This window comes from Rhodococcus sp. PD04 (genome assembly GCF_035918275.1).
In the GTDB taxonomy this organism is placed as follows: Bacteria; Actinomycetota; Actinomycetes; order Mycobacteriales; family Mycobacteriaceae; genus Rhodococcus; species Rhodococcus rhodochrous.
This window is the reverse complement of record NZ_CP142143.1, coordinates 1812004-1838401: the sequence shown is the minus strand read 5'-3', so window position 1 is coordinate 1838401 and position 26398 is coordinate 1812004. Positions and strand designations below refer to the sequence as shown.

Sequence of the window (26398 nt, the reverse complement as noted above, 5' to 3'; positions counted from 1 at the left end):
ACGTGCTGGTCCGAGACAGGAGATGCTCCTTAGAAAGGAGGTGATCCAGCCGCACCTTCCGGTACGGCTACCTTGTTACGACTTCGTCCCAATCGCCGATCCCACCTTCGACGGCTCCCTCCCACAAGGGGTTAGGCCACCGGCTTCGGGTGTTACCGACTTTCATGACGTGACGGGCGGTGTGTACAAGGCCCGGGAACGTATTCACCGCAGCGTTGCTGATCTGCGATTACTAGCGACTCCGACTTCACGGGGTCGAGTTGCAGACCCCGATCCGAACTGAGACCGGCTTTAAGGGATTCGCTCCACCTCACGGTATCGCAGCCCTCTGTACCGACCATTGTAGCATGTGTGAAGCCCTGGACATAAGGGGCATGATGACTTGACGTCGTCCCCACCTTCCTCCGAGTTGACCCCGGCAGTCTCCTGCGAGTCCCCACCATTACGTGCTGGCAACACAGGACAAGGGTTGCGCTCGTTGCGGGACTTAACCCAACATCTCACGACACGAGCTGACGACAGCCATGCACCACCTGTCTACCGGCCACAAGGGAAACCACATCTCTGCAGTCGTCCGGTACATGTCAAACCCAGGTAAGGTTCTTCGCGTTGCATCGAATTAATCCACATGCTCCGCCGCTTGTGCGGGCCCCCGTCAATTCCTTTGAGTTTTAGCCTTGCGGCCGTACTCCCCAGGCGGGGCGCTTAATGCGTTGGCTACGGCACGGATCCCGTGGAAGGAAACCCACACCTAGCGCCCACCGTTTACGGCGTGGACTACCAGGGTATCTAATCCTGTTCGCTACCCACGCTTTCGCTCCTCAGCGTCAGTTACTGCCCAGAGACCCGCCTTCGCCACCGGTGTTCCTCCTGATATCTGCGCATTTCACCGCTACACCAGGAATTCCAGTCTCCCCTGCAGTACTCGAGTCTGCCCGTATCGCCTGCAAGCCCGCAGTTGAGCTGCGGGATTTCACAGACGACGCGACAAACCGCCTACGAGCTCTTTACGCCCAGTAATTCCGGACAACGCTCGCACCCTACGTATTACCGCGGCTGCTGGCACGTAGTTGGCCGGTGCTTCTTCTGCAGGTACCGTCACTTTCGCTTCGTCCCTGCTGAAAGAGGTTTACAACCCGAAGGCCGTCATCCCTCACGCGGCGTCGCTGCATCAGGCTTTCGCCCATTGTGCAATATTCCCCACTGCTGCCTCCCGTAGGAGTCTGGGCCGTGTCTCAGTCCCAGTGTGGCCGGTCGCCCTCTCAGGCCGGCTACCCGTCGTCGCCTTGGTAGGCCATTACCCCACCAACAAGCTGATAGGCCGCGGGCTCATCCTGCACCGAAAAACTTTCCACCCCTCGCCATGCAGCAAGAGGTCATATCCGGTATTAGACCCAGTTTCCCAGGCTTATCCCAGAGTGCAGGGCAGATCACCCACGTGTTACTCACCCGTTCGCCACTAATCCACCCAGCAAGCTGGGCTTCATCGTTCGACTTGCATGTGTTAAGCACGCCGCCAGCGTTCGTCCTGAGCCAGGATCAAACTCTCCGTTGAAGACTCACAATCACCCCGAAGGGGCAATCAGTCAAAGACATCGAGTCAAATCACTAGCATAAAAACTCAAACTAGCTCAAAAACACTGACCATCCCAGACGGAAGAATGAGACGATCAGCAAATACCCACCCCATCGAAACGACGGAGCGGAGTACCAAATAATATTGGCACTGACATTCATCGGCACACTGTTGAGTTCTCAAAGAACACGCACACACCATCGATCCCGAACCTTCCGGTTCGTTCACTCCGGGGTGACTGTTCATCAGGAGGTCTCTTCGACCTCCCGGGCCACTGACCTTACCAGAAGAATCAGGGGCTCGTAACCAAGTTCAGGCGCCTTCGTCCAACCTCGTTGTCCCGTTCCTCTCGGCCCGGGTCGGTGTCCGTGTCGCTCTGACCTGGAATAAGTTACGCGAGGATCAACTGCCTGCCAAATCGCCTGGTCAGAGTGGGTGGACCTCCGAGAAAGCCCAGGTGGCTACCCACGAAAGTCGCCGGCCGGACCGAAATCGCCACCGGTGACGCCGGACACAGCTCCCGACCAGGGATTTCTCCCTAGTGCGACAGGAGCCGGCCTTCCTCGACACCCACTCGCTCGATGGTTCCGCCGAGCTCCTGCAGGATCTCCACGAACCGCGGATAACCGCGGTCGATGTGGTAGACGTCGTGCACTTCCGTGACCCCGTCCGCGCACAGCCCGGCGAGCACCAGGCCTGCGCCCGCACGGATGTCCGATGCCCACACAGGTGCGCTCGACAACTGCTCCACTCCCCGCACGACCGCGTGATGTCCGTCGGTACGGGCGTCCGCTCCGAGACGCACCATCTCCTCGACGAACCGGAACCGTGCTTCGAAGACGTTCTCGGTGATCATCGACGTCCCGTCGGCGATGGCCGCGAGACCGATGGCCATGGGCTGCAGGTCGGTCGGGAATCCCGGATACGGCAGCGTCGCGAAGTTGACGGCACGGGGCCGTTCCTTCTGCACGACGTGGAATCCGTCGGCCAACGGCGTGACTTCGGCGCCGGCACTGCGCAACTTGTCCAGCACCAACGCGAGGTGCTTCGGATTGACGCCGTGGACGGCGATATCGCCCCGCGTCATCACCGCTGCGATCCCCCATGTCGCCGCGACGATCCGGTCGCCGATGCACCGGTGCTCGGTGGGGCGGAGGGACGAGACTCCCGAGACCCGCAGCGTCGTACTGCCCGCACCGGTGATCCGTGCCCCCATGCGGACCAGCATGTTGCACAGGTCGACGATCTCCGGTTCACGGGCTGCATTGTCGATGGTCGTGTCCCCCTTGGCGAGAACCGCGGCCATGAGGATGTTCTCCGTCGCCCCCACCGAGGGGAACGCCAGGCGGATGGTGGCACCGTGCAGATCGTCCGCTTCCGCGACGACACACCCGTGCTCGATCGACGAATGGGCGCCGAGCAGTCGCAGACCCGCCTGGTGCATGTCGAGCGGACGGGAGCCGATGGCGTCGCCACCCGGCAGCGCCACGATCGCCTTGCGGCAGCGTGCGACCAGCGGGCCGAGCACGCAGACCGACGCTCGGAACTGCCGCACGGCCGCGAAATCGGCGCGGTACTCGGGTTCGGCAGGCGTCGTGATGCGTACGGCGTCGCCTTCGAGTTCGACTTCGCATCCGAGTCCGCGCAGGACATCGGCCATCAGGGGCACGTCGAGGATGTCGGGGCAGTTCGTGATCGTGGTGGTGCCCTCGGCGAGGAGTGCCGCAGCCATCAACTTGAGGACGCTGTTCTTGGCACCCCCGACGACGACGTCGCCGGAAAGGCGGTTCCCACCTGTGACAAGAAAGCGTTCACTCACAACGACACAGCGTAACGGGCGTGTCCGAGGGAAGAGCAGAGCCGGTACCGTGACGCTCATGGCAGTCCACCTGACACGGATCTATACGCGCACCGGAGACGACGGAACGACGGGGCTCAGCGACTTCTCGCGCGTCTCGAAGAACGACCCTCGTCTGGTCGCCTACGCCGATTGCGACGAGACCAATGCGGCGATCGGTGTGGCGCTCGCACTGGGAGCGCTCCCGGAACGGCTCGTCGCGGTACTCCGGCAGATCCAGAACGATCTCTTCGATGCCGGCGCCGATCTGTCGACGCCCGTGGTCGAGAACCCGAAGTACCCGCCGCTGCGGATCACCCAGCAGTACATCGATCGGCTCGAGGGCTGGTGCGACGAATTCAACGAGGAGCTGGAACCGCTCAACTCGTTCATTCTTCCGGGCGGCACGCCGGGGGCTGCCCTGCTGCACACCGCCAGGACCGTCGCACGACGTGCGGAACGGTCGGCGTGGGCGGCGGTGGACGCGGCTCCGGACGACACGAACGTCCTGCCGGCGAAGTATCTGAACCGGCTCTCGGATCTGCTCTTCATCCTGTGCCGGATCGCGAACCCGGACGGCGACGTGCTGTGGAAGCCGGGAGCGGGCGCGTGAGGAAGTCCCTCTAGAGGGGGCGGCGGCGCTGCGACCGGCCATCGGGCCTGGACTCGACCCAGGACATGAAGGCCATCAAAGCGCCGCTGTCGAGCGCGATCTCGTACGAGTCGTCGCGGTCGATCACATCGAGGATCACGATGTCCTCGGTCATGATGTCGAACTCACTGCCTTCCGGCTTGCGCCGCGAACGCACATCGATGCCCTGACGGGTCAGTCGTACGTCGGGTCCGGGCCGAAGGCTCGAAAGCTTGTAGAACGCGAGTGTCTCGTCGCCGTACCGAACGATTCCGTGCCTCCAGCCGGAACCTTCGTTCTGAGGCATAACTCGCAGAATGGCGGCGGTACCCCCGCCGCGCAGGGTGAAGAGGCGGTACAACAAAGCCGCGACGGAGACCGCGAGCAGCACCACAAGGATAGTAAGAATCAGAAATCCAAGTGACACTGCTCGTCGGCTCCGTCGCGGCTCTCGTTGTTCGACGATCAGGCTCGTTCGACAGCCCGCAGGCGGCCGCGGGCCGCTGCGATCTCCGACTCGTCACGATCCGCATCGTTCAGAGTCGACTTCGCTGCCTCGACGTCGATGTCCTCCACGCGGTCGGCGGCTTCGGCGAGCACCGTCACCGTCGTCGCGGTCACCGAGAGGAATCCGCCATGGACGGCCATGACGATCCGCTCACCGTCCGCGGTCCTGACGGACACGACGCCACCCTCGACGAGCTGGCCGAGCACGGGCTCGTGACCGGGCATGATGCCGATCTCGCCCTCGGTGGTCTGGGCGGTGACGAGAGTCGCCGATCCGGACCACACACGCTCCTCGACGGCAACGATGTCCACGCTCATCTCAGCCACGGTGGCCTACTTTCCGGCGATCTTCTTGGCTGCAGCCTCGACGTCGTCGAGTCCACCGCAGCTGTTGAACGCCTGCTCGGGCAGGTGGTCGAACTCGCCCTTGCACACGCGGTCGAAGGCCTCGATGGTGTCGGCGAGCGGCACGACCGAACCCGGCTGACCCGTGAACTTCTCGGCGACGATGAAGTTCTGGCCGAGGAACTTCTGGAGACGACGGGCACGGGCGACCGTGACCTTGTCCTCTTCGGAGAGCTCGTCCATACCGAGGATGGCGATGATGTCCTGCAGTTCCTTGTACTTCTGCAGGATGCGCTTGACCTCGTTGGCCACCCGGAAGTGGTCGGCACCGACGATGCCCGGCTCGAGGATTCGCGAGGTCGACGTCAGCGGGTCCACAGCGGGGTAGATACCCATCTGCGAGATCGGACGCGAGAGCTCGGTGGTCGCATCGAGGTGAGCGAACGTCGTGGCCGGCGCGGGGTCGGTGTAGTCGTCGGCGGGCACGTAGATCGCCTGCAGCGAGGTGATCGAGCGGCCACGCGTCGAGGTGATGCGCTCCTGGAGCTCACCCATCTCGTCTGCCAGCGTGGGCTGGTAACCCACGGCCGACGGCATACGGCCGAGGAGGGTCGAAACCTCCGAGCCGGCCTGCGTGAAGCGGAAGATGTTGTCGATGAACAGGAGCACGTCCTGTCCCTGGACGTCGCGGAAGTACTCCGCCATCGTCAGGGCCGACAGAGCGACGCGCATACGCGTGCCCGGCGGCTCGTCCATCTGGCCGAAGACGAGGGCGGTGTCCTGGAGGACGCCCATCTCTTCCATCTCGAGGTGGAGGTCGGTGCCCTCACGGGTGCGCTCACCGACGCCGGCGAACACCGACGTACCGGAGAACTCACGCGCGATACGGGTGATCATCTCCTGGATCAGAACGGTCTTGCCGACACCGGCACCACCGAACAGACCGATCTTGCCGCCCTTCACGTACGGGGTCAGCAGGTCGATGACCTTGATGCCGGTCTCGAGAATCTCGGTCTTGCCCTCGAGCTGGTCGAAGGCCGGGGGCTTGCGGTGGATGCCCCACTGCTCGCCGTCGCGGCCGGTGCCCGGCGCGTCGAGGCAGTCGCCCAGCGCGTTGAACACGTGGCCCTTGACGACGTCGCCGACGGGAACCGAGATCGGCTTGCCGGTGTCGCTGACGGGGGCGCCACGCACCAGGCCGTCGGTGGGCTGCATCGAGATCGTGCGGACCAGGTTGTCACCCAGGTGCTGCGCGACCTCGAGGGTCAGGGTCTTCGCCACGGACGGCAGAGTGACCTCTGCGTGCAGGGCGTTGAACAGCTCGGGCACGGCGCCACGCGGGAATTCCACGTCGACGACGGCGCCGATGACGCGGACGATGCGCCCGGCAAGGGCCGACGCCGCACCGGCGTTGTTGTCGGTTACTGCTGCGGTCATTGTGGTTCAGTCACTTCCTGCACTCGAGGCGAGCGCACCGGCACCGCCGACGATCTCGCTGATTTCCTGGGTGATCTGGGCCTGGCGGGCCTGGTTCGCCTGACGGCTGAGGGTGTTCACCAGTTCCGTGGCGTTGTCCGTCGCGGCCTTCATGGCGGTACGACGGGCTGCCGACTCGGAGGCCGCCGCGTCCAGCAGCGACGCGTAGATCCGCGTGCTGATGTACTTCGGCAGGAGAGCCTCGAGCAGAACTCCGGCCTCCGGCTCGAAGTTGTACACGGCCTGCGGTCCCTCGGTGTCCGTGGCGCGGCGTCCGTCGGTGAGCATGTCCTCGCCGAGGTCGATCTCGTCCTCGGTGATGCTCACCTCGAGCGGAGCCATCCTGCGAACCTGGGGGGTCTGGGTCAGCATCGACACGAAGCGGGTGTAGACGATGTGCAGTTCGTCGACGCCCTCGATGGTGCCCTCGCCGTTCGGGGCGGGCACCTCGGTGCCCGAACCCGCCATGAACAGCTCGACCAGGTGACGGCTCGCCTTCGCGGCGTCCGTGTAACGGGGGTCCTGCGAGAAGCCCGTCCAGGCAGCGGCCACTTCACGCTCACGGAACGTGTAGTAGCCGAGGCCCTTGCCGCCCATCACGTACAGCACAGGCTCCTTGCCCTCGCTGAGGAGCAGCTGCCGCAGCTCCTCGGCTTCCTTGAGGACGTTGGAGTTGTAACCGCCGGCCATACCGCGGTCGCTGGTCACGACCAGCACTGCGGCACGCTTGGGGTTCTCGCGCTCGTTGAGCAGGGGGTGATCCAACGAGGCCGACGCACTCGCCAGCTCGGAGAGCACCTTGGTGATCTCCTCGGCGTACGGCTTGGACGCTGCCACTCGGGCCTGGGCCTTCGTGATACGCGACGTCGCGATCAGTTCCTGCGCCTTGGTGATCTTCTTGGTCGAGTTGACCGACTTGATCCGCGAGCGCAGTTCGCGCAAGTTCGCCATTCGTCGATCACACTCCCTTCACTGGACGCTGGGTCATGGACTCCCCGCTCACTTGCGAACGGTGGTGCGCTTGACGGAGACCTGCTCCTGCTGGACCTCGTCGGCACCGAGGGCCTCGGCCTCTGCCTCGTTCACGACACGGCTGCCGTCGGAGGCGATGAAGCCCTCCTTGAACTTGGCGGTCGCGGCGCGGAGAGCCTCGATCGACTCGTCGGACAGGGCCTTGCCACCGGCGATCTGCTCGTAGACGCCTGCGGCGTTGCGGTGCAGATCCTCGAGGAGCTCGGTCTCGAAGCGACGCACGTCCTCGACCGGAACCGAGTCGAAGACACCTTCGCCGGCGAGGTAGATCGACACGATCTGGTCCTCGACCGCGATGGGAGCGTACTGGTCCTGCTTGAGGAGCTCGACGAGACGCTGACCGCGCTCGAGCTGAGCCTTCGACGCGGCGTCGAGGTCGGATGCGAAGGCGGCGAAGCCTTCGAGCTCACGGAACTGCGCGAGCTCGAGACGCAGCGAACCGGAGACCTTCTTCATGCCCTTGGTCTGGGCGGCGCCACCGACTCGGGAAACCGAGATACCGACGTTGATGGCGGGGCGGACACCCTTGTTGAACAGGTCGGACTCGAGGAAGACCTGGCCGTCGGTGATGGAGATGACGTTGGTCGGGATGTAGGCCGACACGTCGTTCGCCTTGGTCTCGATGATCGGCAGGGCCGTCAGCGAGCCGCCACCGAGTTCGTCGGAGAGCTTGGCGGAGCGCTCCAGCAGACGCGAGTGCAGGTAGAAGACGTCGCCGGGGTATGCCTCGCGGCCCGGCGGACGACGCAGCAGCAGCGAGATGGCGCGGTAGGCCTCGGCCTGCTTGGTCAGGTCGTCGAACACGATGAGGACGTGCTTGCCCTGGTACATCCAGTGCTGGCCGAGGGCCGAACCGGTGTAGGGGGCGAGCCACTTGAAGCCGGCGGAGTCGGAGGCCGGAGCCGCGACGATGGTGGTGTACTCCATCGCGCCGTTCTCCTCGAGTGCCTGCTTGACACCCGCGATGGTCGAGCCCTTCTGGCCGATCGCGACGTAGATGCAGCGGACCTGCTGCTTCGGGTCGCCGGTCTCCCAGTTCGCCTTCTGGTTCAGGATCGCGTCGATGCAGACCGCGGTCTTGCCCGTCTTGCGGTCGCCGATCACGAGCTGACGCTGGCCGCGGCCGATCGGGGTCATCGCGTCGATGGCCTTGATGCCGGTCTGCAGCGGCTCCTCGACCGGCTGGCGCTCCAGCACGGTCGCGGCCTGCAGCTCGAGGGCGCGGGTCTCATCGGCTTCGATGTCGCCGAGGCCGTCGATCGGCTGACCGAGCGGGTTCACGACGCGACCGAGGAAGTTGTCGCTCACCGGCACCGACAGAACGTCGCCGGTCCGCTTGACTTCCTGGCCTTCCTCGATGGTCTGGAAGTCGCCCAGGATAACGGCACCGATCTCGGTGGCCTCGAGGTTGAGGGCCACGCCGAGGACGCCACCGGGGAACTCCAGCAGCTCGTTCGCCATCGCCGACGGCAGACCGCTGATGTGCGCGATGCCGTCACTGGTGTCGACGACCACGCCGACCTCCTCGCGGGAGGCCTCCGGGGAGTAGCTCGCGGTGTAATTGTCAATCGCGCTACGGATCTCGTCGGAGGAGATCGTCAGCTCCGCCATGTTCTTCCTGCTCTCGGTATCTGGTCTTCGAAAAGATCTATGTGTGTGTTCGGTAGTGGACTACGTGAGGCTCTTGCGCACTGCAGCGAGTCGACCCGCGGCACTACCGTCGATGACCTCGTCGCCCACCCGGACGACCAATCCACTGAGAAGCTCGGGATCGACCTCGACGTGCACCGTCACAGGCTTCCCGTAGATGCGGGTCAGGGTCGCGGTGAGCCGCTCCTCCTGCTTCGCATCGAGCGGTGCCGCGCTGCGGACGTGCGCGACGGCACGGTCCCGCTGGGCCGCGGCGAGCGCCGACAACTCGTCGAACGTCTCGGCCGGCGACGTGCTCAGCCGACCGACCGCGTGGACCGCCAGGGCCTCGGTGACCGCGGTGACCTTGCCGTACAGCAGGCGCGTCAGCAGATCACGCTTGGCCGAAGCCGGGGTGCTGCGATCCGAGAGCGTCTGCTCGAGTTCGGGGTCGCCGGCCACGATGCGACCGAGGCGGAACAGTTCGTCCTCGACGGTGTCGAGCTGGTCCTGGTCCGCCGCCGCCTTCAGCAGTGCCTCACGGCCGAGCTGGACGAGCGAGCCGGTCAGGTCGGACTGCGCCGACCAGTCCTGCCCCGCTGCGGCCTTGACGGTCGCGAGGGTCTGGGCCGAAACCTTGCCGCCGAAGACCTGCTCGGCCAGCCGCTCGCGAACGGCAGCCGGGGCCGAGGCGTCGGCCAGCGCGGTCCGGAGAGCCCGCTGGCTGTCGAGCGCCTCGACCACCGAGAAGAGTTCGGAACCGGCCTGAGCCGCAGCGGCAGTCGCGGCACCCGAGCCCAGGGCGGACTGCAACGCGGAACGCGTATGAGCGAGTGCCTCACGGCTTGCTGCGTACATGGTGCTCACTTTCCGGATGCAGAGTCAGCGCTGAGGGAGTCGAGTTCGTCGAGGAACCGATCGATCGAGCCGGCACGCTTCACGTCGTCCGCGAGCGCTTCGCCGAGGATCTTCTCGGCGAGATCCACGGAGCTGCGTCCGAGATCGCTACGCAGCTCGGCCACGATCTGCTGGCGCTGGGCCTGCAGCTGGTTGTGACCGGCGGCGACGATACGGTCGCTCTCCTCCTGGGCCTGCGCCTTCATGTCGGCGATGATCTGCTGGCCCTGTGCACGGGCCTCTTCACGGATCTGCGCCGCCTCGGTGCGGGCCTCGGCGAGCTGGCTACGGTACTGCTCGAGCGCGGCCGCAGCCTCCGCCTGAGCTTCCTCTGCCTTCTTGATGCCGCCTTCGATCAGCTCCGAACGCTCGTCGAGCACCTTCTGGAACATCGGAAGCACGAACTTCCAGAAGACGAATCCGACGAGGATCAGGGCGACCAGCGACCAGACGATGTCGTATGTCGCGGGGAGAAGGGGATTGGGAGTCTCCCCTTCCTCTGCCGCGAGGATCAGGATGCTGTCAGCCATTGTGATCGTCGGATCAGAAGATGAAGCCGGCGACGATGCCGATCAGCGCGAGGGCCTCGGTGAATGCGATACCGAGGAACATCGTGGTGCGCAGCTGGCCGGCCATCTCGGGCTGACGAGCCATGCCCTCGATCGCCTTGCCGACGACGATGCCGATGCCGATGCCGGGGCCGATGGCGGCGAGGCCGTAGCCGATGGCGCCTGCACCCGAGATCGTGGTCTCCTGGGCGAGGACGTCTGCTGCCTGAAGCGCAACGCTCATTGGTGTTCCATTCCCTTTCTTGTGGCTCGGCCCCGGGAGTCGGCAACCGAGTCAGTCTTTGTGTAGATGTGGGTCGTGCCGTTCGTCGAGCTAGTGCTCTTCGGCGTGCAGGGCCAGGTCGATGTACACCGCAGTGAGCAGCGCGAAGATGTAGGCCTGCAGGACGATCACCAGGAGCTCGAAGAAGGTGAACGCGATTCCGCCGATGAGAGAACCGATGCCGAACACCTTCATGAAGCCGTCGGAATCGAAGAAGAAGAACTGCGTGGCACTGAAGAACAGCACGAGCATGATGTGACCGGCCAGCATGTTGGCCATGAGACGAATGGTCAGCGTGAACGGCCGCAGAATGAACGTCGAGACGAACTCGATCGGGATCACCAGCACGTGGAGAGCGGGCGGCAGGTTCGGGATGACGATGCTGCTCTTGACGTAGCGGAAGAATCCGTACTTCTTGATGCCCACATAGTTGAAGACGATGTAGGCGAGTGCCGCGAGCACGATCGGCATACCGATTCGTGCGTTGGACGAGATGTTGAGGAACGGGATGACCGATGTCAGGTTCAGACCGACCACCAAGAAGAAGATGGTGACGATCACCGGGAGGAACCGGCGTCCCTGTTCCTTACCGAGGATGTCCTCGGCGATATGGATCCGGACGAAGTCGAGCATGATCTCGGCGACGTTCTGCACGCCCCGCGGCACGATCTTCGGACTCCGCAGCGCGAAGAAGAAGAACAGCGCGACGATCAGGGCGACGGCGACGCGGATGAGCATCAGCCGGTCCATCTCGAAGGGGGTGCCTTCGAACAGGACTGCCGGTGGGAAAAAATCAGCTAGTGACGGCGCGTGGAATTCTCCGGCTGCCAAGGTGGTGACGCTCAGCGCTCTCTCCCGTAGTCGGCCGCAGGCATGCCGTCTGCGGTTCGATCGGACATTGACGATCCAGAAGTCGACCAGGTCGGCTCGCGTATTCGCCAGTGGTCCGAACCGCGTGAACGGTCCCGCTTCCTGCCGGTGTCGGCGACTCTCGTCGACTCGGCGGCCATTTGAACACGACCGCCTACGAAGTCACAACTGCGCACCCTCTTCGAACCCGATGCGGGCAGCGTCACTCTCGTAGAACTCACCCTACCAACTGCTCTACGACAGTGCGTAGGTGGGTTCCTACGTGGGGGGTTATGGACAAGCGGTGCTACTACCGATCGTCGTTGTCGGATCCGGACGACGCCTGGGGATCGACATACAGGGCGCGTTGCGAGAGCACCCCGTAGGTCTCGGCTCCCAGAACGATGACCAGGGCGAACACGATGGTGAGGACGAGCGCGTTGCGGTTGTAGAAGTCGAGCGAGTCGAGCGAGCCCATCACGACGATGGCGAGGATCAGCTTCAGCAGCCAGGTGCCGAGAAGTACGGCTCCGGCGGTCATCGCCGGCATCTTCGACGTCAGGAGAACGCCGAGTGCGGTGAAGAGGATGAACCCTCCGCCGACGGCCGCTCCGATGAGTGCACCCCACAGGCCGGGCATCCCGGCGACGAGCACCGAGATCACCGACGCCACGACGGCGAGTGCGAGAAGACCGAGGGCGCCGTACCGCACGGCCGCACGCATCGGCGCGATCGGGTCGGGCAGCGAGGGCAGACCGTGGTCGGGTTCGGGATGATCCGGGTTCGTCACGATATCCGAGCCTAACCGACCTCTCGCGAGTGCTCCGGCGGCGTCTCCCCCGACTCGTCGTGCCGCCGCAGCGACGGCACGGCGGTCACGACGAGGGCGAACACGAGACCGCCCGCGAGGATCAACACCACCGCCCGCCGGTCGAGCAGCGAGGAACCGACGGCCCCGAAGGCCAGGATGCCGACCCACAGGTAGAGCAGCAGCACCACGCGACGGTGCGAATGCCCGATCTGCAGCAGGCGGTGGTGGAGGTGCATCTTGTCGGGGCTGAAGGGGCTGACGCCGGCCCGGGTGCGCCGCACGATCGCGAGGAGCAGGTCGAGGATCGGGATGAACATCACGGCACCGACCAGGATCAGCGGCGAGAGCAGACCGAGCAGGTCGCGCGAACCGTAGGCACTGAGCGGGATGAGGCCCGAGGCGCTCGTGGAGATCGCGGCGAGCATGAGACCGATGAGCATCGACCCGGAGTCGCCCATGAAGATCTTGGCGGGCTGGAAGTTGTGCGGCAGGAAGCCGAGGCAGGCGCCGGCGAGGGCCGCGGCCATGAGGGCCGGCGGGTAGGCGGAGACGTCGCCGCCCTGATCGAGCAGCAGACCGACGGAGAACGCGCAGATCGCGAGTGCGGCGATGAGCCCCAGTCCGGCCGCCAGTCCGTCGAGTCCGTCGACGAAGTTCATCGCGTTGATCGTCACCGCGGCGACGGCGACGGTGATGAGGCCGCCCTGGAGCTGGTCGAGCACGAGCGTCGAGGCACTGAACGGGTCGTAGATGACGATCCAGCTCACGCCCATGATCACGAGCACGCCGGCCGCGGTGACCTGGCCGACGAACTTGGTGAGCGCGTCGAGTCCCCACCGGTCGTCGACGATGCCGACGACGACGATGATCGAGGCCGCGACGAGCGCCGCCCCCATATCCGGGGTGAATTCGAAACCCCTTGTCAGAGCAGGCAATTGCTGAGCGAACACGATTCCCGCGACGAGGCCGATGTACATGCCGACCCCACCCATCCGCGGGGTCGGGGTCACGTGCACGTCGCGGTCGCGGGGAACGGCAACCGCCCCGAACTTCAGCGCGAGGATCCTCACCACACCGGTCGCGAGAAAGGTCACCACCGCGGCGGTGAGCAGGACGAGGAGAAGTTCCCGGATGGGGACGCCGGCGCCTCGCCCGGCCTGGGCGAGCAGTACGGCGGTGGTGTCGGCTGCAGTCACGTGCTCCGTTCCTCCGCCGCTACTCCCCGCCGGACCGGAGGCGCTCGGGATCGTCGCCGAGAACCTCCGCGAGTGCCTCGGCCGTCACCGCGCCTTCGCGCAGGATGCGCGGGCGGTCACCCGTGAGGTCGACGATCGTCGATGCGACACCGTGCTCGGCGGGGCCACCGTCGAGATAGACACTCGCCGACGCTCCGAGTTGCTCGCGCGCCTCGGTGACGTTCGTGGCGGGGGGCCGGCCGGAGACGTTGGCGCTGGAGACCGCGAGCGGACCGACCTCGCGCAGCAGTTCCAGGATGACCGGGTGCAGCGGCATGCGGAGCATGACCGTGCCGCGGGTGTCGCCGAGATCCCAGGCCAGAGACGGCGCCTGGTGCACCACGAGGCTGAGCCCGCCCGGCCAGAACGCGCGGATCAACTCCCGCGCCTCGGGACGCACGGAGGCGACGAGGCCGTCGATGGTCGTCCACGATCCGACGAGGACCGGCACCGGCATGTCGCGGCCGCGTCCCTTCGCGCGCAGGAGCGCGGTCACGGCGTCCGAGTCGAACGCGTCGGCAGCGATGCCGTACACCGTGTCGGTGGGTACGACGACGAGTCGTCCGGCCTTGAGTGCACCGCGCGCCGCGTTGAGTCCGGCGGCGCGCGAAGCTTCGTTGTTGCAGTCGTACACGGTGCTCACGCGCTCATCCTTCCACTTCGGCCGCAATCGGCACCGGACGGGTCCTGCCCGTCAGCCGTCCGCCGCAGACCGTACCGACTTCATGCGGTCGGCCTCCACTGCGGTGGGCACACGGTGTGCGGTCACGAAGCGGGCCTTCCCGGCGAGGTCGGGGTGCCGTACGACGTCCCCGAACACCCGGCGCTGCTCGAACAGTTCGGCGACCAGCAGGCTGTGCGTGTCGTCGTGCTCGACCGCTGCCGCTCCCCCGATCCGCAGCCACCGCGCGATGTTGGAGACCATCGGCCGGATGACGGACAGGCCGTCGGCTCCCCCGAAGAGCGCCGAGTGCGGATCGTGTTCGATCACCTCGGGTTCGAGGTCGGCCCCCTCGGGGATGTAGGGCGGGTTGGCGACCACGAGGTCGACACTGCCTTCGAGGTTGGTGAGCAGAGTGCGGTCGGTGACGTCCCCCTGGTACAGCCGGATAGGGGTGTCCCCCTCCTGCACACGGGCCTCGGCGTTCCGTCGCGCCCACCCGAGGGCCTTCGCTTCGAGTTCGACGGCGTGGACCTCGGCGTCGGGACGCGCGTGCGCGATCGCCAGGGCCAGCGCGCCGGATCCGGTGCACAGGTCGAGCACGACCGGATTGCGGCTGCCGTGGCGTTCGAGGAAGGCCAGCGCCCACCCGAGCAGCAGTTCCGTCTCGGGACGCGGAACGAAGACACCCGGCCCCACCGCCAGGTCGATCTCTCCCATCGGTGAGGTGCCGGTGATGTATTGCAGGGGTATCCGCTTCGCCCGCTGTTCGACCATGGACCGGTAGGCGTCGATGATCGCGGCGTCGACGAGCGGCACCAGCCCGAGTCGCCCGCGCTCGATGCCGAGGAGGTGCGCTGCGAGAAGTTCGGCGTCGACCCGGGGACTCGGGACTCCTGCTTCCTCGAGGACCGATGCCGCTTCGATGATGGCCAGGCGCAGAGGTTGACGGCTCACGCCTTACAGCGTGCCACGACCTCGGCCCTGCACTACGGGGAGGTAGCCCTCGCATTGCAGGCAGAACGCACGGACCGGACATCGAGTGCGTTTCCGGCAACGTGATTGACGACACGGCAGGGTGGGCACCCGAACGAGGACCGATACCTTCCGGTCGGTTTCATCGACAGAAAGGGATTGCTCCATGAAGACGCGGACTGTGCGTGGAATCACCGTTCTTGCCGCTGCGGGTGCAACCGCATTCGCGGCCCCTGCTCTCGCGAGCGCCGAGCCCATCGACTTCCAGCCGATCCCCATCGGATGCCCGGCGGGCGTCGGCGTGGTCGACACGGAGACCGCCGTCGCCGAGGAGGACGCGGCGCCCGCCGGGATCGAATACGAGATCGAGCAGGAGGGCAGCGGCGGAGGCCAGATCAACTGGGTGAACCTGAGGACGCTGCAGCTCGGTGGCGGCGTTCTTCCGGACGCGGCCGAGGGGGACGAGCCCGCGATCGCCCTCCAGACGGGTGACGGACTCGTGGTCAGCGCAGTCTGGGGTGCTCATCAGAACTCCGACGGCCAGGGTTGCTTCCTGCTGCCGGGCGTCGATCTCACGAATGTGCCGGCGGCACCGGCACCCGACGACAACGGGGACGGCGAAGGCGACGACGTTCCTGCCTGATCCCCTGCCGACGAGCCCGGTTCTCGGTTACTCCGCCGCGAGCCGGGCTTCTCTGTCCGCAGCGCCCAGGGCGTCGAGCAGCGCGTCGAGTTCGCCGTCGAGCACCGCGTCGAGGTTGTGGGACTTGAAGCCGATGCGGTGATCGGTGATCCGGTTCTCCGGGAAGTTGTAGGTGCGGATGCGCTCCGACCGGTCGACTGTCCGGACCTGGCTGGCGCGACCCGCCGATGCCTCCGCCTCGGCCGCTTCTTCGGCCGCCGCCTGTAGGCGCGCCGCGAGGACCTGCATCGCGCGGGCCTTGTTCTGCAGCTGCGAGCGTTCGTTCTGGCAGGTCACCACGATGCCGGTGGGAAGGTGCGTGATGCGCACGGCCGAGTCGGTGGTGTTGACTCCCTGACCGCCCTTGCCGGACGACCGGTAGACGTCGATGCGCAGGTCGCCCTCGTCGATCTGTACCTGCTCGACCTCGTCGGGCTCGGGATATACGAAGACGCCGGCCGCGGAGGTGTGCACGCGTCCCTGCGACTCGGTGACGGGCACACGTTGGACGCGGTGCACGCCGCCCTCGAACTTCAGGCGGGACCACACGCCGTCGCGCACGTCGGTCCGCGACTTGATCGACAACGTGACGTCCTTGTAGCCGCCGAGATCGGAGTAGGTGGCACCGAGGATCTCGACGCGCCAACCGGCACGTTCGGCGTAGCGCGTGTACATCCGGGCGAGATCGCCGGCGAACAGGGCCGACTCCTCGCCGCCCTCACCGGACTTGACCTCGAGGACGACGTCGTCACCGTCGTGCGGGTCGCGCGGGGCGAGCAGATCGGTCAGCGAACGGTCGAGTTCGGCGACCTGCGCCTCGAGGTCCTCGACCTCGGACGCGAACGACGAATCGTCGGCGGCGAGTTCGCGCGCCGCCTCGAGATCCTCACGGGCCTGCTTCAGAGCGTTGTAGGTCGACATCACGGGGGCGAGTTCGGCGAACCGCTTACCCACCCGACGCGCTGCCGCAGGATCGTCGTGCAGCGACGGGTCGGACAGCTGCTGCTCCAGACCCGTGTGTTCGGCCAGGATGTCGTCGATGGCCGACGGCTTGGTCTGCCCCGCCATGAGTGTGCTCCGCTCTGATTTCGATCCTTGCGATGAAAAAGCCGACGCCCGGCCTGCACGAGGGCAGTACCGGGCGTCGGCGTGACAGCTAGCTGTCGGAAGCGGCGTTCTTCGGCGCACGCTTGCCGTAGCGAGCCTCGAAGCGCGCGACGCGTCCACCGGTGTCGAGGATCTTCTGCTTGCCGGTGTAGAACGGGTGGCAGTTGGAGCAGACTTCGACGTTGATACGTCCCGACTCCTTGGTGCTGCGCGTCTCGAACGTGTTACCGCAACCGCAGACGACGGTCGTCGTCACGTAGTTGGGGTGGATTCCTGCCTTCATGGTGTCCCTTTCGTGGCCGCCGGGTCGCCTTCGCGGGTCGAAGACGTGAACCGGAGCCGGACTGAGCCTGTCGATTATGCCAAACGTAGGGCCCCGGGAAGAAATTCCCCGGGGCGCCGACGTCAGTCGTCGAGTGCCCCCGGTGCGGTCTTCGCCACATTCATGAGGAACTCGATGTTCGTCTTGGACTTCTTGAGCCGGTCGATGAGCAGATCGATCGCCTGGTGCGAATCGAGGCCCGAGAGCACGCGGCGCAGCTTGTGCACCACGGCGAACTCGTCGGGGCTCATGAGCAGCTCGTCCTTGCGCGTACCGGACGGGTTGACGTCGACCGCCGGGAACACACGCCGCTCGGCGATCTTCCGGTCGAGCTTGAGCTCGGCGTTACCCGTGCCCTTGAACTCCTCGAAGATCACGGTGTCGCCGGTGGAACCGGTCTCGACCATCGCGGTGGCGATGATCGTGAGCGATCCGCCGTTCTCGATGTTGCGGGCAGCACCGAGGAAACGCTTCGGCGGGTACAGCGCGGTCGAGTCGACACCACCGGAGAGGATGCGTCCGGATGCCGGCGACGAGTTGTTGTACGCGCGGCCGAGACGGGTGATGGAGTCGAGGAGCACCACGACGTCCTGGCCCATCTCCACGAGACGCTTCGCGCGCTCGATGGCGAGCTCGGCGACCGAGGTGTGATCTGACGGCGGGCGGTCGAAGGTCGAGGCGATGACCTCGCCCTTCACCGAACGCTGCATGTCGGTGACCTCTTCGGGGCGCTCGTCGACGAGCACGACCATCAGGTAGCACTCGGGGTTGTTGACGGCGATCGCGTTCGCGATGTCCTGGAGGACGGTGGTCTTACCGGCCTTCGGCGGCGACACGATGAGTGCGCGCTGACCCTTACCGATCGGCATGACCAGGTCGATCACGCGCGTGGTGAGGATGTTCGGCTGGGTCTCGAGCCGCAGGCGCTGATTGGGGTACAGCGGCGTGAGCTTGTTGAACTCGGGGCGGCGCTTGGCCGAATCCACGTCGCGGCCGTTGACCGTGTCGAGGCGGACCAGCGGGTTGAACTTCTGGCGCTGGTTGCTCTGCTCGCCCTCGCGGGGAACCCGCACGGCACCGGTGATGGCGTCGCCGCGGCGCAGGCCGTTCTTGCGCACCATGTTCATCGAGACGTACACGTCGTTCGGGCCGGCGAGGTAGCCGGACGTGCGGACGAACGCGTAGTTGTCGAGGACGTCGAGGATGCCGGCGACCGGCTGCAGGACGTCGTCCTCGCGGATCTCGGGCTCGCGCGAGTCCGAACCGCTCTCGCCGCGGTCGCGTCCACGACGACGCTCGCGGAAACGACGGCCCCGGCGGCCGCGGCCGCCTTCCTCGTCGTCTCCCCCACGATTGTCCTGGCCCTGGCGCGGACCCTGGTTCCCGCCGTCGCGATCGCCACCGTCCTGGTTGCGGTCGCCCTGGTTGCGGTCGCCCTGGTTGCGATCGCGGCGCGAGGAGCCGTCTCCGGAGTTGCGGTCCTGGCCACGCTCACGCTGCGAGTCGCGATCCTGGCGGCCGTCATCGGACGCGTCGGCGCTCTCGTTCTGCTGGTTCTGGTCGGCGTTGTCGCCACCGCGGCGTCCGCGGCGGCCACGGCCACGACGGTTTCCGTCGGATTCGTTGTCGCCGCTGGAGGTCTGGCCGCCTTGCGACTTCTCCTGCGAACCCTCTTCGCCGGACTTCGCGTCGGCCTTCTGCTCGGCCGGCTTGGCGTCGGCCTTCTGCTCGGGTGTGGCGGTCTCGTCGGCGGCGGCACGGCCACGGCGACCGCGGGTGCCACGCGAGGGCGCTCCCTCGGACTTGTCGGCCGTCTCGGGCTTCCCCGCCGTCTCGGTCTTCACTGCCGCGTCGGTCTTCTCGGGGGCAGTGGTCTTCTCGGCACCGGTGTTCTGCGCGGCTGCAGGCTGCTCGGCAGGTGCGGCGGCGCCGCCGCCCTGCTTCTCCTTGATCGCAGCGATGAGATCACCCTTGCGCATCCCGGAGGTGCCCTTGATTCCGAGCTCGGCGGCAAGAGTCCGCAACTCGGCAAGCACCATGCCCGAAAGGCCTGCTCCGCGGCGACCGCGCGTGGTCGTCCGGCTACCGGCCTCGGGAATGTCGAGAGCAGGTGTAGTGATCAGGTCCGTATCTGTCACGGAGATCCTTCCTTCCCTCGCTCGCTCATGCGCAGCAGAGGGTTCGTCCCGCAGATCAGTTCGTCCACTGAGCTGGGATTTGCCGTACGAGTTCAGGGAAAACGAACGGTCGGCACGTCCGCCACCACACCGAAATCCGGTAGGTGCGGTCTGTCCCCCTCCCGGATCCGGGAGCAGGTGAGGATCGATCCAGGCTCGACGCCCCGATGGAGCTGGAGTGATTGCCCTGGAGAATCCGGCGACTGATACGCACGACGTGCGGACACCCCACAGAATAGCGACGATCTGTACGTAGAGCAAGAATCGCCGTGCCGGATGGGACGTGTGTGTTGCACCACCCGTCGACTCCCATCCGGCACCGCGCGTCTGCTCAGTCGACCTGGACGCCCTCGGCGATCTCGAGGTCGAGCACCGTCAGTTCGTCGGCCTCGGCGGCGGCCCGCAGTTCGTCGGGCAGCGCGGAGGTCGTGAGCGCGAGCACTGTCGGCCCGGCACCCGAGACGACGGCGGGGATGCCCGCCTCGCGCAGTGCGGCCACCCATTTGGTGGTGACCGGCAGTGCGGGTGCCCGCTGGGCCTGGTGGAGCAGATCCTGTGTCGCCGGCATCAGGAGCTCGGGCCGCTCGGTGAGCGCGACGACCGCGAGGGCCGCCCGGCTGACGTTGAACGCCGCGTCCCGGTGCGGGACGAGTTCGGGCAGCAGGCCCCGGGTGTGGGCCGTCGACGAACGGACCGACGGGACGAAGGCGTACGCCTTGATGTCCGGGTGCACCCGCAGGTTCACCGCGCGGTAGGTCCGCTGCTCGGAGTCGACCTCGGCCTCGGTCCACGACACCACTGCCCCACCGAGGACGCTCGCGGAGGCGTTGTCGGGATGGCCCTCGAACTCGGAGGCGAGCTGCACGAGCTGCTCGTCGTCGAGCACGCGCTCGGGAGCGATCTTGCGGACGAGCCCGTTGGCCGCCGCCAGCCCTCCCACGGCCGCCGAGGCGGAGGATCCCAGACCACGCGAGTGCGGGATGACGTTGTGGCACACGACGTCCAGTCCGTCCGCCCACACACCGGCGGCCTCGAGCCCACGCTCGACGGCACGGACCACGAGGTGCGAGGGTCCCCACGGGACCTCCTGGGCGCCTTCCCCCTCCACCTTCACGTCGAGCCCGGAAGCCGTTGTCGTGACGGTGATCTCGTCGTACAGACCGAGGGCGAGACCCAGGCAGTCGAAGCCGGGACCGAGATTCGCGCTCGAGGCGGGAACCCGTGCCGTCACCGAAAGCCCCACGGGCAACGTCTGCGTCATGTCCTGATTCCCAACGGAGGAAGGCGTGGCGGTCAACTCAGGCCAACTCGAGCGCGGAGGCGACCGCGACCGGGTCGACCGGGATGGGCTCGACCACGGGCACGTCGCGCAGGGCTGTATCGGGATCCTTGAGACCGTTGCCGGTCACGGTGCACACGACCTTGAGGCCGCGCTCGAGCCAGCCTTCCTTGCTCGCCGCGAGCAGGCCGGCGATGGACGCGGCCGAGGCCGGCTCGACGAAGATCGACTCGGACTTCGCGAGCAGCCGGTACGCCTCGAGGATCTCCTCGTCGGTCGCCGCGCGGAACGCGCCGTTCGACTCCTCCTTGGCGGCCACCGCGCCGTTCCACGATGCGGGGGCACCGATGCGGATGGCGGTCGCGATGGTCTCGGGATCCTTCACGGGATGGCCGAGGACGAGCGGTGCGGCACCGGCCGCCTGGACGCCGAGCATGCGCGGGCGGCGCGTGCTGAGGCCGTCGGCCGCGTACTCGCTGTAGCCCTTCCAGTAGGCCGTGATGTTGCCGGCGTTGCCGACGGGCAGGATGTGCACGTCGGGAGCGTCGCCGAGCGCGTCGACGATCTCGAAGGCCGCGGTCTTCTGGCCCTCGATGCGCACCGGGTTGACCGAGTTGACCAGACCGATGGTGGAGAACTCGGCGGTGGTCTTGCGGGCGAGCTCGAGGCAGTCGTCGAAGTTGCCCTCGACCTGGACGATCTTCGCGCCGTGCATGACGGCCTGGGCGAGCTTGCCCATCGCGATCTTGCCCTGCGGCACGAGCACCGCGCAGCCGATACCGGCGCGGGCGGCATAGGCGGCGGCCGACGCGGAGGTGTTGCCGGTGGAGGCGCACAGCACGGCCTGCTTGCCGGTCGCGAGGGCTTCGGTGACCGCCATGGTCATACCGCGGTCCTTGAAGGAGCCGGTGGGGTTGAGCCCCTCGACCTTCACGTGGACCTCGCAACCGGTGATCTCCGACAGGCGCGGAGCCGGGAGCAGCGGCGTGCCACCCTCGCGCAGCGTGACCGTCTTCCAGTCGTCACCGATCGGCAGGCGCGAACGGTACGCCTCGATCAGGCCCGGCCACGGCGTGTGCACGGGGGTGGTGTTCTTCTCGGCCGCGCTCATTCGGCGGATCCCTCCAGTCTCAGGACGCTGGTCACAGCGATCACGGATTCGAGTTTGTCGAGCGCTGCGACGGTATCCGCAAGCGCACGGTCGGTGGCCTGATGGGTGAGTACCACCAGACGGGCAGCGTCGCCGGCGCCTTCCTGGCGGACCGCTGCGATGCTCACGCCCCGCGTGGCGAACTCGGCGGCGACCGCGGAGAGCACACCGGCGCGGTCGGCGACCTTCAGATTGACGTAGTAGCGGGTGAGGATGTCGCTCATGGGCGCGATCTCCAGCTGCGCGTACTTCGACTCACGCGGACCACGACCACCCTGAACCCGGTTGCGGGCGGCCATCACGAGGTCGCCCATCACGGCGGAGGCGGTGGGGGCGCCACCGGCACCCTGGCCGTAGAACATGAGCCGGCCCGAGGACTCCGCTTCGACGACGACGGCGTTGAACGCGCCGTTGACCGAGGCCAGCGGATGCTCGCGGGGCACGAGCGCCGGGTAGACCCTGGCGGACACGCGGTCCTTGCCGTCGGCGGACGGGACGCGCTCGCACAGCGCGAGCAGCTTGATCGTGCAGTTGAGCGCACGGGCCGAGGTGAGGTCGGCGGCGGTGATCGACGAGATGCCCTCGCGGTAGACGTCGGCTGCCGTCACGCGGGTGTGGAAGGCGATCGACGCGAGGATCGCCGCCTTCGAGGCCGCGTCGAAGCCTTCGACGTCGGCGGTGGGATCGGCCTCGGCGTATCCGAGGCGGCTCGCCTCGGCGAGCGTCTCGTCGTAGTCGGCGCCCGTCTCGTCCATGGCCGAGAGGATGTAGTTGGTGGTGCCGTTGACGATGCCGACGACCCGGTTGACCTTGTCGCCTGCGAGCGACTGGGTCAGCGGACGGATCACCGGGATCGCGCCGGCCACCGACGCCTCGAAGTACAGGTCGACGTTGCGGGCCTCGGCCACCTCGGCCAGTTCGCCGGTGTAGGCGGCGAGCAGCGCCTTGTTGGCGGTGACGACGGACTTGCCGGAGTCGAGTGCCGTGCGCACGAGTTTGCGGGGCAGTTCGATGCCGCCGATGAGTTCGACGACGATGTCGACGTCGTCGCGGCGGATCAAGGCCTCGGCGTTCGTGGTGACCAGTTCCGCGGGAAGACCCCGGTCGCGGGAGGCGTCGCGCACGGCGACCCCTCTCAACTCGAGGGGTGCACCGATGCGCGCCTCGAGATCCGCGGCGTCCTCGCGGATGATCCGCGCGACCTCGGCACCGACGGTGCCGTGCCCGAGAACCGCCACACCCACAGGACGCCGGCCCGAAGCATCGGTCGCCGTTGCACTGGTCACTCCGAAACCTCCAAGTTGAGCAGATCTTCGACGGTCTCACGGCGCAGCAGAACCCGCGAGACACCGTCCTTGACCGCCACGACGGCGGGGCGAGGCAGCAGGTTGTACCTGCTCGACATCGAGTAGCAGTATGCACCCGTCGCCGCGACCGCCAGTAAATCACCGGGTGCGACGTCGGCGGGCATCCAGGCGTCGCGGATGACGATGTCGCCGCTCTCGCAGTGCTTGCCGACGACGCGCGAGACCACCGGTGCGGCCTCGCTCACGCGGGAGACGAGGCGCGAGTCGTACTCCGCCTGGTACAGCGATGTGCGGATGTTGTCGCTCATGCCACCGTCGACGCTGATGTAGCGGCGGACGTGCCCGGAGCCGACCTCGACGTCCTTGAGGGTTCCCACCTCGTAGAGCGTCACCGTGCCCGGCCCGGCGATGGCGCGGCCGGGTTCGACCGCGAGGGTCGGGGCCGGCAGGCCCGCGAGCGCGGACTCGTTGCGGACGATGTCGTTGAGCTTCGCCGCGAGATCGGCGACCGGCGGCGGGTCGTCGCTCGGCACGTACGAGATGCCGAGGCCGCCGCCGAGGTCGACGATGTTCATCTGCGAGGTCTTGTCGACGCCGAACTCGGCGACGACGTCGCGCAGCAGACCGATGACGCGGTGGGCGGCCAGTTCGAAGCCGTCGACGTCGAAGATCTGCGAGCCGATGTGGCTGTGCAGGCCGACGAGGCGGAGATTGTCGGCCGCGAAGACGCGCCGCACGGCCTGCATGGCATGGCCACCGGCGAGTGAGAGCCCGAACTTCTGGTCCTCGTGCGCGGTGGAGATGAACTCGTGGGTGTGGGCCTCGACGCCCACGGTCACCCGGATCAGCACGTCCTGGACGACACCGGCCTCACCGGCGACCGCATCGAGCCGGTCGATCTCGGCGAGCGAGTCGAGCACGATGTGCCCGACCCCGGCGCTCACGGCGGCCTGCAGTTCGCGGACGGACTTGTTGTTGCCGTGCATCGCGATCTTCTCGGCGGGGAAGCCGGCGTGCAGGGCGACGGCGAGCTCACCGCCGGACGCCACGTCGAGCGAGAGTCCCTCCTGGTGGACCCACCGCGCGATCTCGCTGCACAGGAACGCCTTCGACGCGTAGTGCACCTTCGCCGTCGGACCGAAGGCTTCCGCGATCTCCCGGCAGCGGGAGCGGAAGTCGTCCTCGTCGACGACGAACAGCGGCGTGCCGTACTTCTCGGCGAGCTCGGTCACCGGGATGCCGGCGATGCGCATGACGCCGTCCTCGCCGCGCTCGGCGTTGCGCGGCCACACGTGCGGGGCGAGCGCGTTGAGCGCCGCGGCGTCGGCGGGGCGCTCGGGCAGGTTCGGGGCGTGCGGGATCTGGGCGTGGCGCGGTCCCGCCGGATGCGCGTTCACATCCGCTCCGGGGCGTTGACGCCGAGCAGGCCGAGGCCGTTGGCAAGAACCTGACGTGCGGCCGCGCACAGCGCGAGTCGCGCGGTGTGCAGCGGGCCGGCCTCCTCGTCGCCCTGCGGCAGGATCCGGCAGGCGTCGTAGAAGCGGTGGTAAGTGCCCGCGAGTTCCTCGAGGTAGCGGGCGACGCGGTGCGGTTCGCGCAGTTCGGCCGCCTTCGCGAGCACCCGGGGGTACTCGCCGAGGGTGCGGATCAGGTCGCCCTCGCGCTCATGGGTGAGCAGCGAGAAGTCGGCGCCCTCGGTGCTCAGACCGAGATCGGCGGCGTTGCGCGCGATCGACGACAGTCGGGCGTGGGCGTACTGCACGTAGTAGACCGGGTTCTCGTTCGTGGTGCTCGCCCACAGTTCGAGATCGATGTCGATGCTCTGGTCGACCGAGGACCTCACGAGCGAGTAGCGCGCGGCGTCGACGCCGATCGCCTCGACGAGGTCGTCGAGGGTGATCACGGTACCGGCCCGCTTGCTCATCTTCACGGCCTCGCCACCGCGGACGAGGTTGACCATCTGGCCGATCATCACCTCGACGGTGTCGGGATCGTCGCCGAACGCCGCCGCGGCGGCCTTCAGGCGCGCGATATATCCGTGGTGGTCGGCCCCGAGCATGTAGATGCACAGGTCGAAGCCGCGCGAGCGCTTGTCCTGGAAGTAGGCGATGTCGCCGGCGATGTAGGCGGCGTTGCCGTCGGACTTGATGACGACGCGGTCCTTGTCGTCGCCGTAGTCGGTGCTCTTGAGCCACCAGGCGCCGTCTTCGAAGTACAGGTTGCCCGACGCCTTGAGGGTCTCGACGGCCTTGTCGACCGCTCCGCTCTCGAAGAGGGAGTTCTCGTGGAAGTACACGTCGAAGTCGACACCGAACTCGTGGAGGGTGCGCTTGATGTGCGCGAACATCAGGTCCACACCGATCGAGCGGAACGTCTCGTGCCGCTCGTCCTCGGGGAGTTCGAGGGCGTCGGGACGCTGCTCGAGCACGGAGGAGGCGATGTCGACGATGTAGGCGCCGGCGTAACCGTCCTCGGGGGCGGGCTGTCCGAGCGCGGAGGCGATGAGCGACCGGGTGAAGCGGTCGATCTGTGCGCCGTGGTCGTTGAAGTAGTACTCGCGGGTGACCTCGCCGCCCTGGGCGGTGAGGATGCGTCCGAGCGCGTCGCCGACCGCAGCCCAGCGGGTGCCACCGAGGTGGATCGGGCCGGTGGGGTTGGCGGAGACGAACTCGAGGTTGATCTTCGTGTTCGTGAGGTCGCTGCCGTTGCCGTAGGCGTCGCCCTCGGCGAGCACCTTCGCCACGATCGCTCCCTGAGCGTCGGCGGCGAGCCGGATGTTGAGGAAGCCGGGGCCCGCGACCTCGGCGGAATCGATGCCGTCGGCGGCGGTCAGGGCCTCGGCGAGCCAGGTGGCGAGTTCGCGGGGATTGACGCCGACCTTCTTCGCGACCTGCATCGCGACGTTGGTCGCATAGTCGCCGTGCTCCGGATTGCGCGGGCGCTCGACGGTGAGGGTCTCGGGAAGAACGGACGCGTCGAGACCACGGTCGGTGAGGACACCGGCGGCGGTTCCGCGGAGCAGCTGAGCAAGGTCGGAGGGAGTCACAGGTGTCCATCCTATTGGCTGGTCGATCGCGGCGCC

At 66.9% G+C, this 26398-nt stretch carries 24 protein-coding genes and 1 rRNA gene; 2 read left to right on the top strand and 23 right to left on the bottom strand.

What is annotated here, in order from left to right:
• Positions 1-33: 33 nt before the first annotated feature.
• Positions 34-1555 (bottom strand): 16S ribosomal RNA (locus tag U9J23_RS08475).
• 559 nt (positions 1556-2114) lie between these two features.
• Positions 2115-3395: a UDP-N-acetylglucosamine 1-carboxyvinyltransferase gene (murA, locus tag U9J23_RS08470; RefSeq protein WP_059383712.1), complete on the bottom strand. Its 1281-nt coding sequence runs from the start codon at positions 3393-3395 to the stop codon at positions 2115-2117.
• Between the two features lie 58 nt (positions 3396-3453).
• On the opposite strand from murA, the gene U9J23_RS08465 reads away from it, so the two are divergent.
• On the top strand, positions 3454-4026 hold the full coding sequence (locus U9J23_RS08465; RefSeq protein WP_059383711.1) for a cob(I)yrinic acid a,c-diamide adenosyltransferase: 573 nt from the start codon (positions 3454-3456) through the stop codon (positions 4024-4026).
• A gap of 10 nt (positions 4027-4036) precedes the next feature.
• Here U9J23_RS08465 and U9J23_RS08460 read toward each other — a convergent pair whose 3' ends face one another.
• The 13 genes from U9J23_RS08460 to prmC all read right to left on the bottom strand — a co-directional run bounded on the left by U9J23_RS08460 (position 4037) and on the right by prmC (position 15274).
• Entirely contained in the window at positions 4037-4435 is a 399-nt protein-coding gene (locus U9J23_RS08460) for a DUF2550 domain-containing protein (protein WP_370670867.1), read from the bottom strand.
• A gap of 74 nt (positions 4436-4509) precedes the next feature.
• Entirely contained in the window at positions 4510-4878 is a 369-nt protein-coding gene (locus U9J23_RS08455; RefSeq protein WP_006552597.1) for a F0F1 ATP synthase subunit epsilon, read from the bottom strand.
• Positions 4879-4884: 6 nt separating this feature from the next.
• The gene (gene atpD, locus U9J23_RS08450; protein WP_326602307.1) at positions 4885-6333 is read right to left on the bottom strand and encodes a F0F1 ATP synthase subunit beta; all 1449 of its coding nucleotides are present in this window, start codon (positions 6331-6333) and stop codon (positions 4885-4887) included.
• Positions 6334-6339: 6 nt separating this feature from the next.
• The gene (locus U9J23_RS08445) at positions 6340-7323 is read right to left on the bottom strand and encodes a F0F1 ATP synthase subunit gamma (RefSeq protein WP_059383709.1); all 984 of its coding nucleotides are present in this window, start codon (positions 7321-7323) and stop codon (positions 6340-6342) included.
• A 48-nt stretch (positions 7324-7371) separates the two neighbouring features.
• Complete coding sequence (gene atpA, locus U9J23_RS08440; protein ID WP_059383708.1) at positions 7372-9015, bottom strand: F0F1 ATP synthase subunit alpha; 1644 nt, start codon at positions 9013-9015, stop codon at positions 7372-7374.
• A 60-nt stretch (positions 9016-9075) separates the two neighbouring features.
• Positions 9076-9891: a F0F1 ATP synthase subunit delta gene (locus tag U9J23_RS08435; RefSeq protein WP_059383730.1), complete on the bottom strand. Its 816-nt coding sequence runs from the start codon at positions 9889-9891 to the stop codon at positions 9076-9078.
• Between the two features lie 5 nt (positions 9892-9896).
• Entirely contained in the window at positions 9897-10460 is a 564-nt protein-coding gene (locus U9J23_RS08430) for a F0F1 ATP synthase subunit B (RefSeq protein WP_006552592.1), read from the bottom strand.
• Positions 10461-10473: 13 nt separating this feature from the next.
• Entirely contained in the window at positions 10474-10722 is a 249-nt protein-coding gene (locus tag U9J23_RS08425) for an ATP synthase F0 subunit C (RefSeq protein WP_006552591.1), read from the bottom strand.
• A gap of 90 nt (positions 10723-10812) precedes the next feature.
• On the bottom strand, positions 10813-11511 hold the full coding sequence (gene atpB / locus U9J23_RS08420; protein WP_006552590.1) for a F0F1 ATP synthase subunit A: 699 nt from the start codon (positions 11509-11511) through the stop codon (positions 10813-10815).
• Between the two features lie 409 nt (positions 11512-11920).
• Positions 11921-12400 (bottom strand): hypothetical protein, encoded by a 480-nt coding sequence (locus tag U9J23_RS08415; RefSeq protein ID WP_006552589.1) that lies wholly within the window; start codon positions 12398-12400, stop codon positions 11921-11923.
• An 11-nt stretch (positions 12401-12411) separates the two neighbouring features.
• Positions 12412-13617 (bottom strand): MraY family glycosyltransferase, encoded by a 1206-nt coding sequence (locus tag U9J23_RS08410; RefSeq protein WP_059383706.1) that lies wholly within the window; start codon positions 13615-13617, stop codon positions 12412-12414.
• 19 nt (positions 13618-13636) lie between these two features.
• A complete protein-coding gene (locus U9J23_RS08405; RefSeq protein WP_024103704.1) occupies positions 13637-14299 on the bottom strand; it encodes an L-threonylcarbamoyladenylate synthase in 663 nt (220 codons plus the stop codon).
• 51 nt (positions 14300-14350) lie between these two features.
• Positions 14351-15274 carry a peptide chain release factor N(5)-glutamine methyltransferase gene (gene prmC / locus U9J23_RS08400; protein ID WP_059383705.1) on the bottom strand — a complete coding sequence of 308 codons (924 nt, stop codon included), beginning with the start codon at positions 15272-15274 and terminating at the stop codon, positions 14351-14353.
• 184 nt (positions 15275-15458) lie between these two features.
• On the opposite strand from prmC, the gene U9J23_RS08395 reads away from it, so the two are divergent.
• The gene (locus U9J23_RS08395; RefSeq protein WP_059383704.1) at positions 15459-15935 is read left to right on the top strand and encodes a hypothetical protein; all 477 of its coding nucleotides are present in this window, start codon (positions 15459-15461) and stop codon (positions 15933-15935) included.
• 27 nt (positions 15936-15962) lie between these two features.
• Here U9J23_RS08395 and prfA read toward each other — a convergent pair whose 3' ends face one another.
• The 8 genes from prfA to argS all read right to left on the bottom strand — a co-directional run bounded on the left by prfA (position 15963) and on the right by argS (position 26362).
• Positions 15963-17042 carry a peptide chain release factor 1 gene (gene prfA, locus U9J23_RS08390; RefSeq protein ID WP_059383703.1) on the bottom strand — a complete coding sequence of 360 codons (1080 nt, stop codon included), beginning with the start codon at positions 17040-17042 and terminating at the stop codon, positions 15963-15965.
• Between the two features lie 88 nt (positions 17043-17130).
• Entirely contained in the window at positions 17131-17364 is a 234-nt protein-coding gene (gene rpmE, locus U9J23_RS08385; protein WP_059383702.1) for a 50S ribosomal protein L31, read from the bottom strand.
• A 122-nt stretch (positions 17365-17486) separates the two neighbouring features.
• On the bottom strand, positions 17487-19541 hold the full coding sequence (rho, locus tag U9J23_RS08380; protein ID WP_106200161.1) for a transcription termination factor Rho: 2055 nt from the start codon (positions 19539-19541) through the stop codon (positions 17487-17489).
• A 370-nt stretch (positions 19542-19911) separates the two neighbouring features.
• Positions 19912-20841, bottom strand: a complete 930-nt coding sequence (thrB, locus tag U9J23_RS08375; RefSeq protein ID WP_059383700.1) for a homoserine kinase — start codon at positions 20839-20841, stop codon at positions 19912-19914.
• 37 nt (positions 20842-20878) lie between these two features.
• Entirely contained in the window at positions 20879-21970 is a 1092-nt protein-coding gene (thrC, locus tag U9J23_RS08370; protein WP_016693795.1) for a threonine synthase, read from the bottom strand.
• The gene (locus U9J23_RS08365; protein WP_059383699.1) at positions 21967-23253 is read right to left on the bottom strand and encodes a homoserine dehydrogenase; all 1287 of its coding nucleotides are present in this window, start codon (positions 23251-23253) and stop codon (positions 21967-21969) included. Before U9J23_RS08365 ends, thrC begins: the two co-directional genes overlap by 4 nt.
• A gap of 38 nt (positions 23254-23291) precedes the next feature.
• Positions 23292-24713 (bottom strand): diaminopimelate decarboxylase, encoded by a 1422-nt coding sequence (gene lysA, locus U9J23_RS08360; protein WP_326602300.1) that lies wholly within the window; start codon positions 24711-24713, stop codon positions 23292-23294.
• Positions 24710-26362, bottom strand: coding sequence for an arginine--tRNA ligase (argS, locus tag U9J23_RS08355; protein ID WP_106200165.1), 1653 nt, complete (start codon positions 26360-26362; stop codon positions 24710-24712). The genes lysA and argS overlap by 4 nt, the downstream gene beginning before the upstream one ends.
• Positions 26363-26398: the final 36 nt, after the last annotated feature.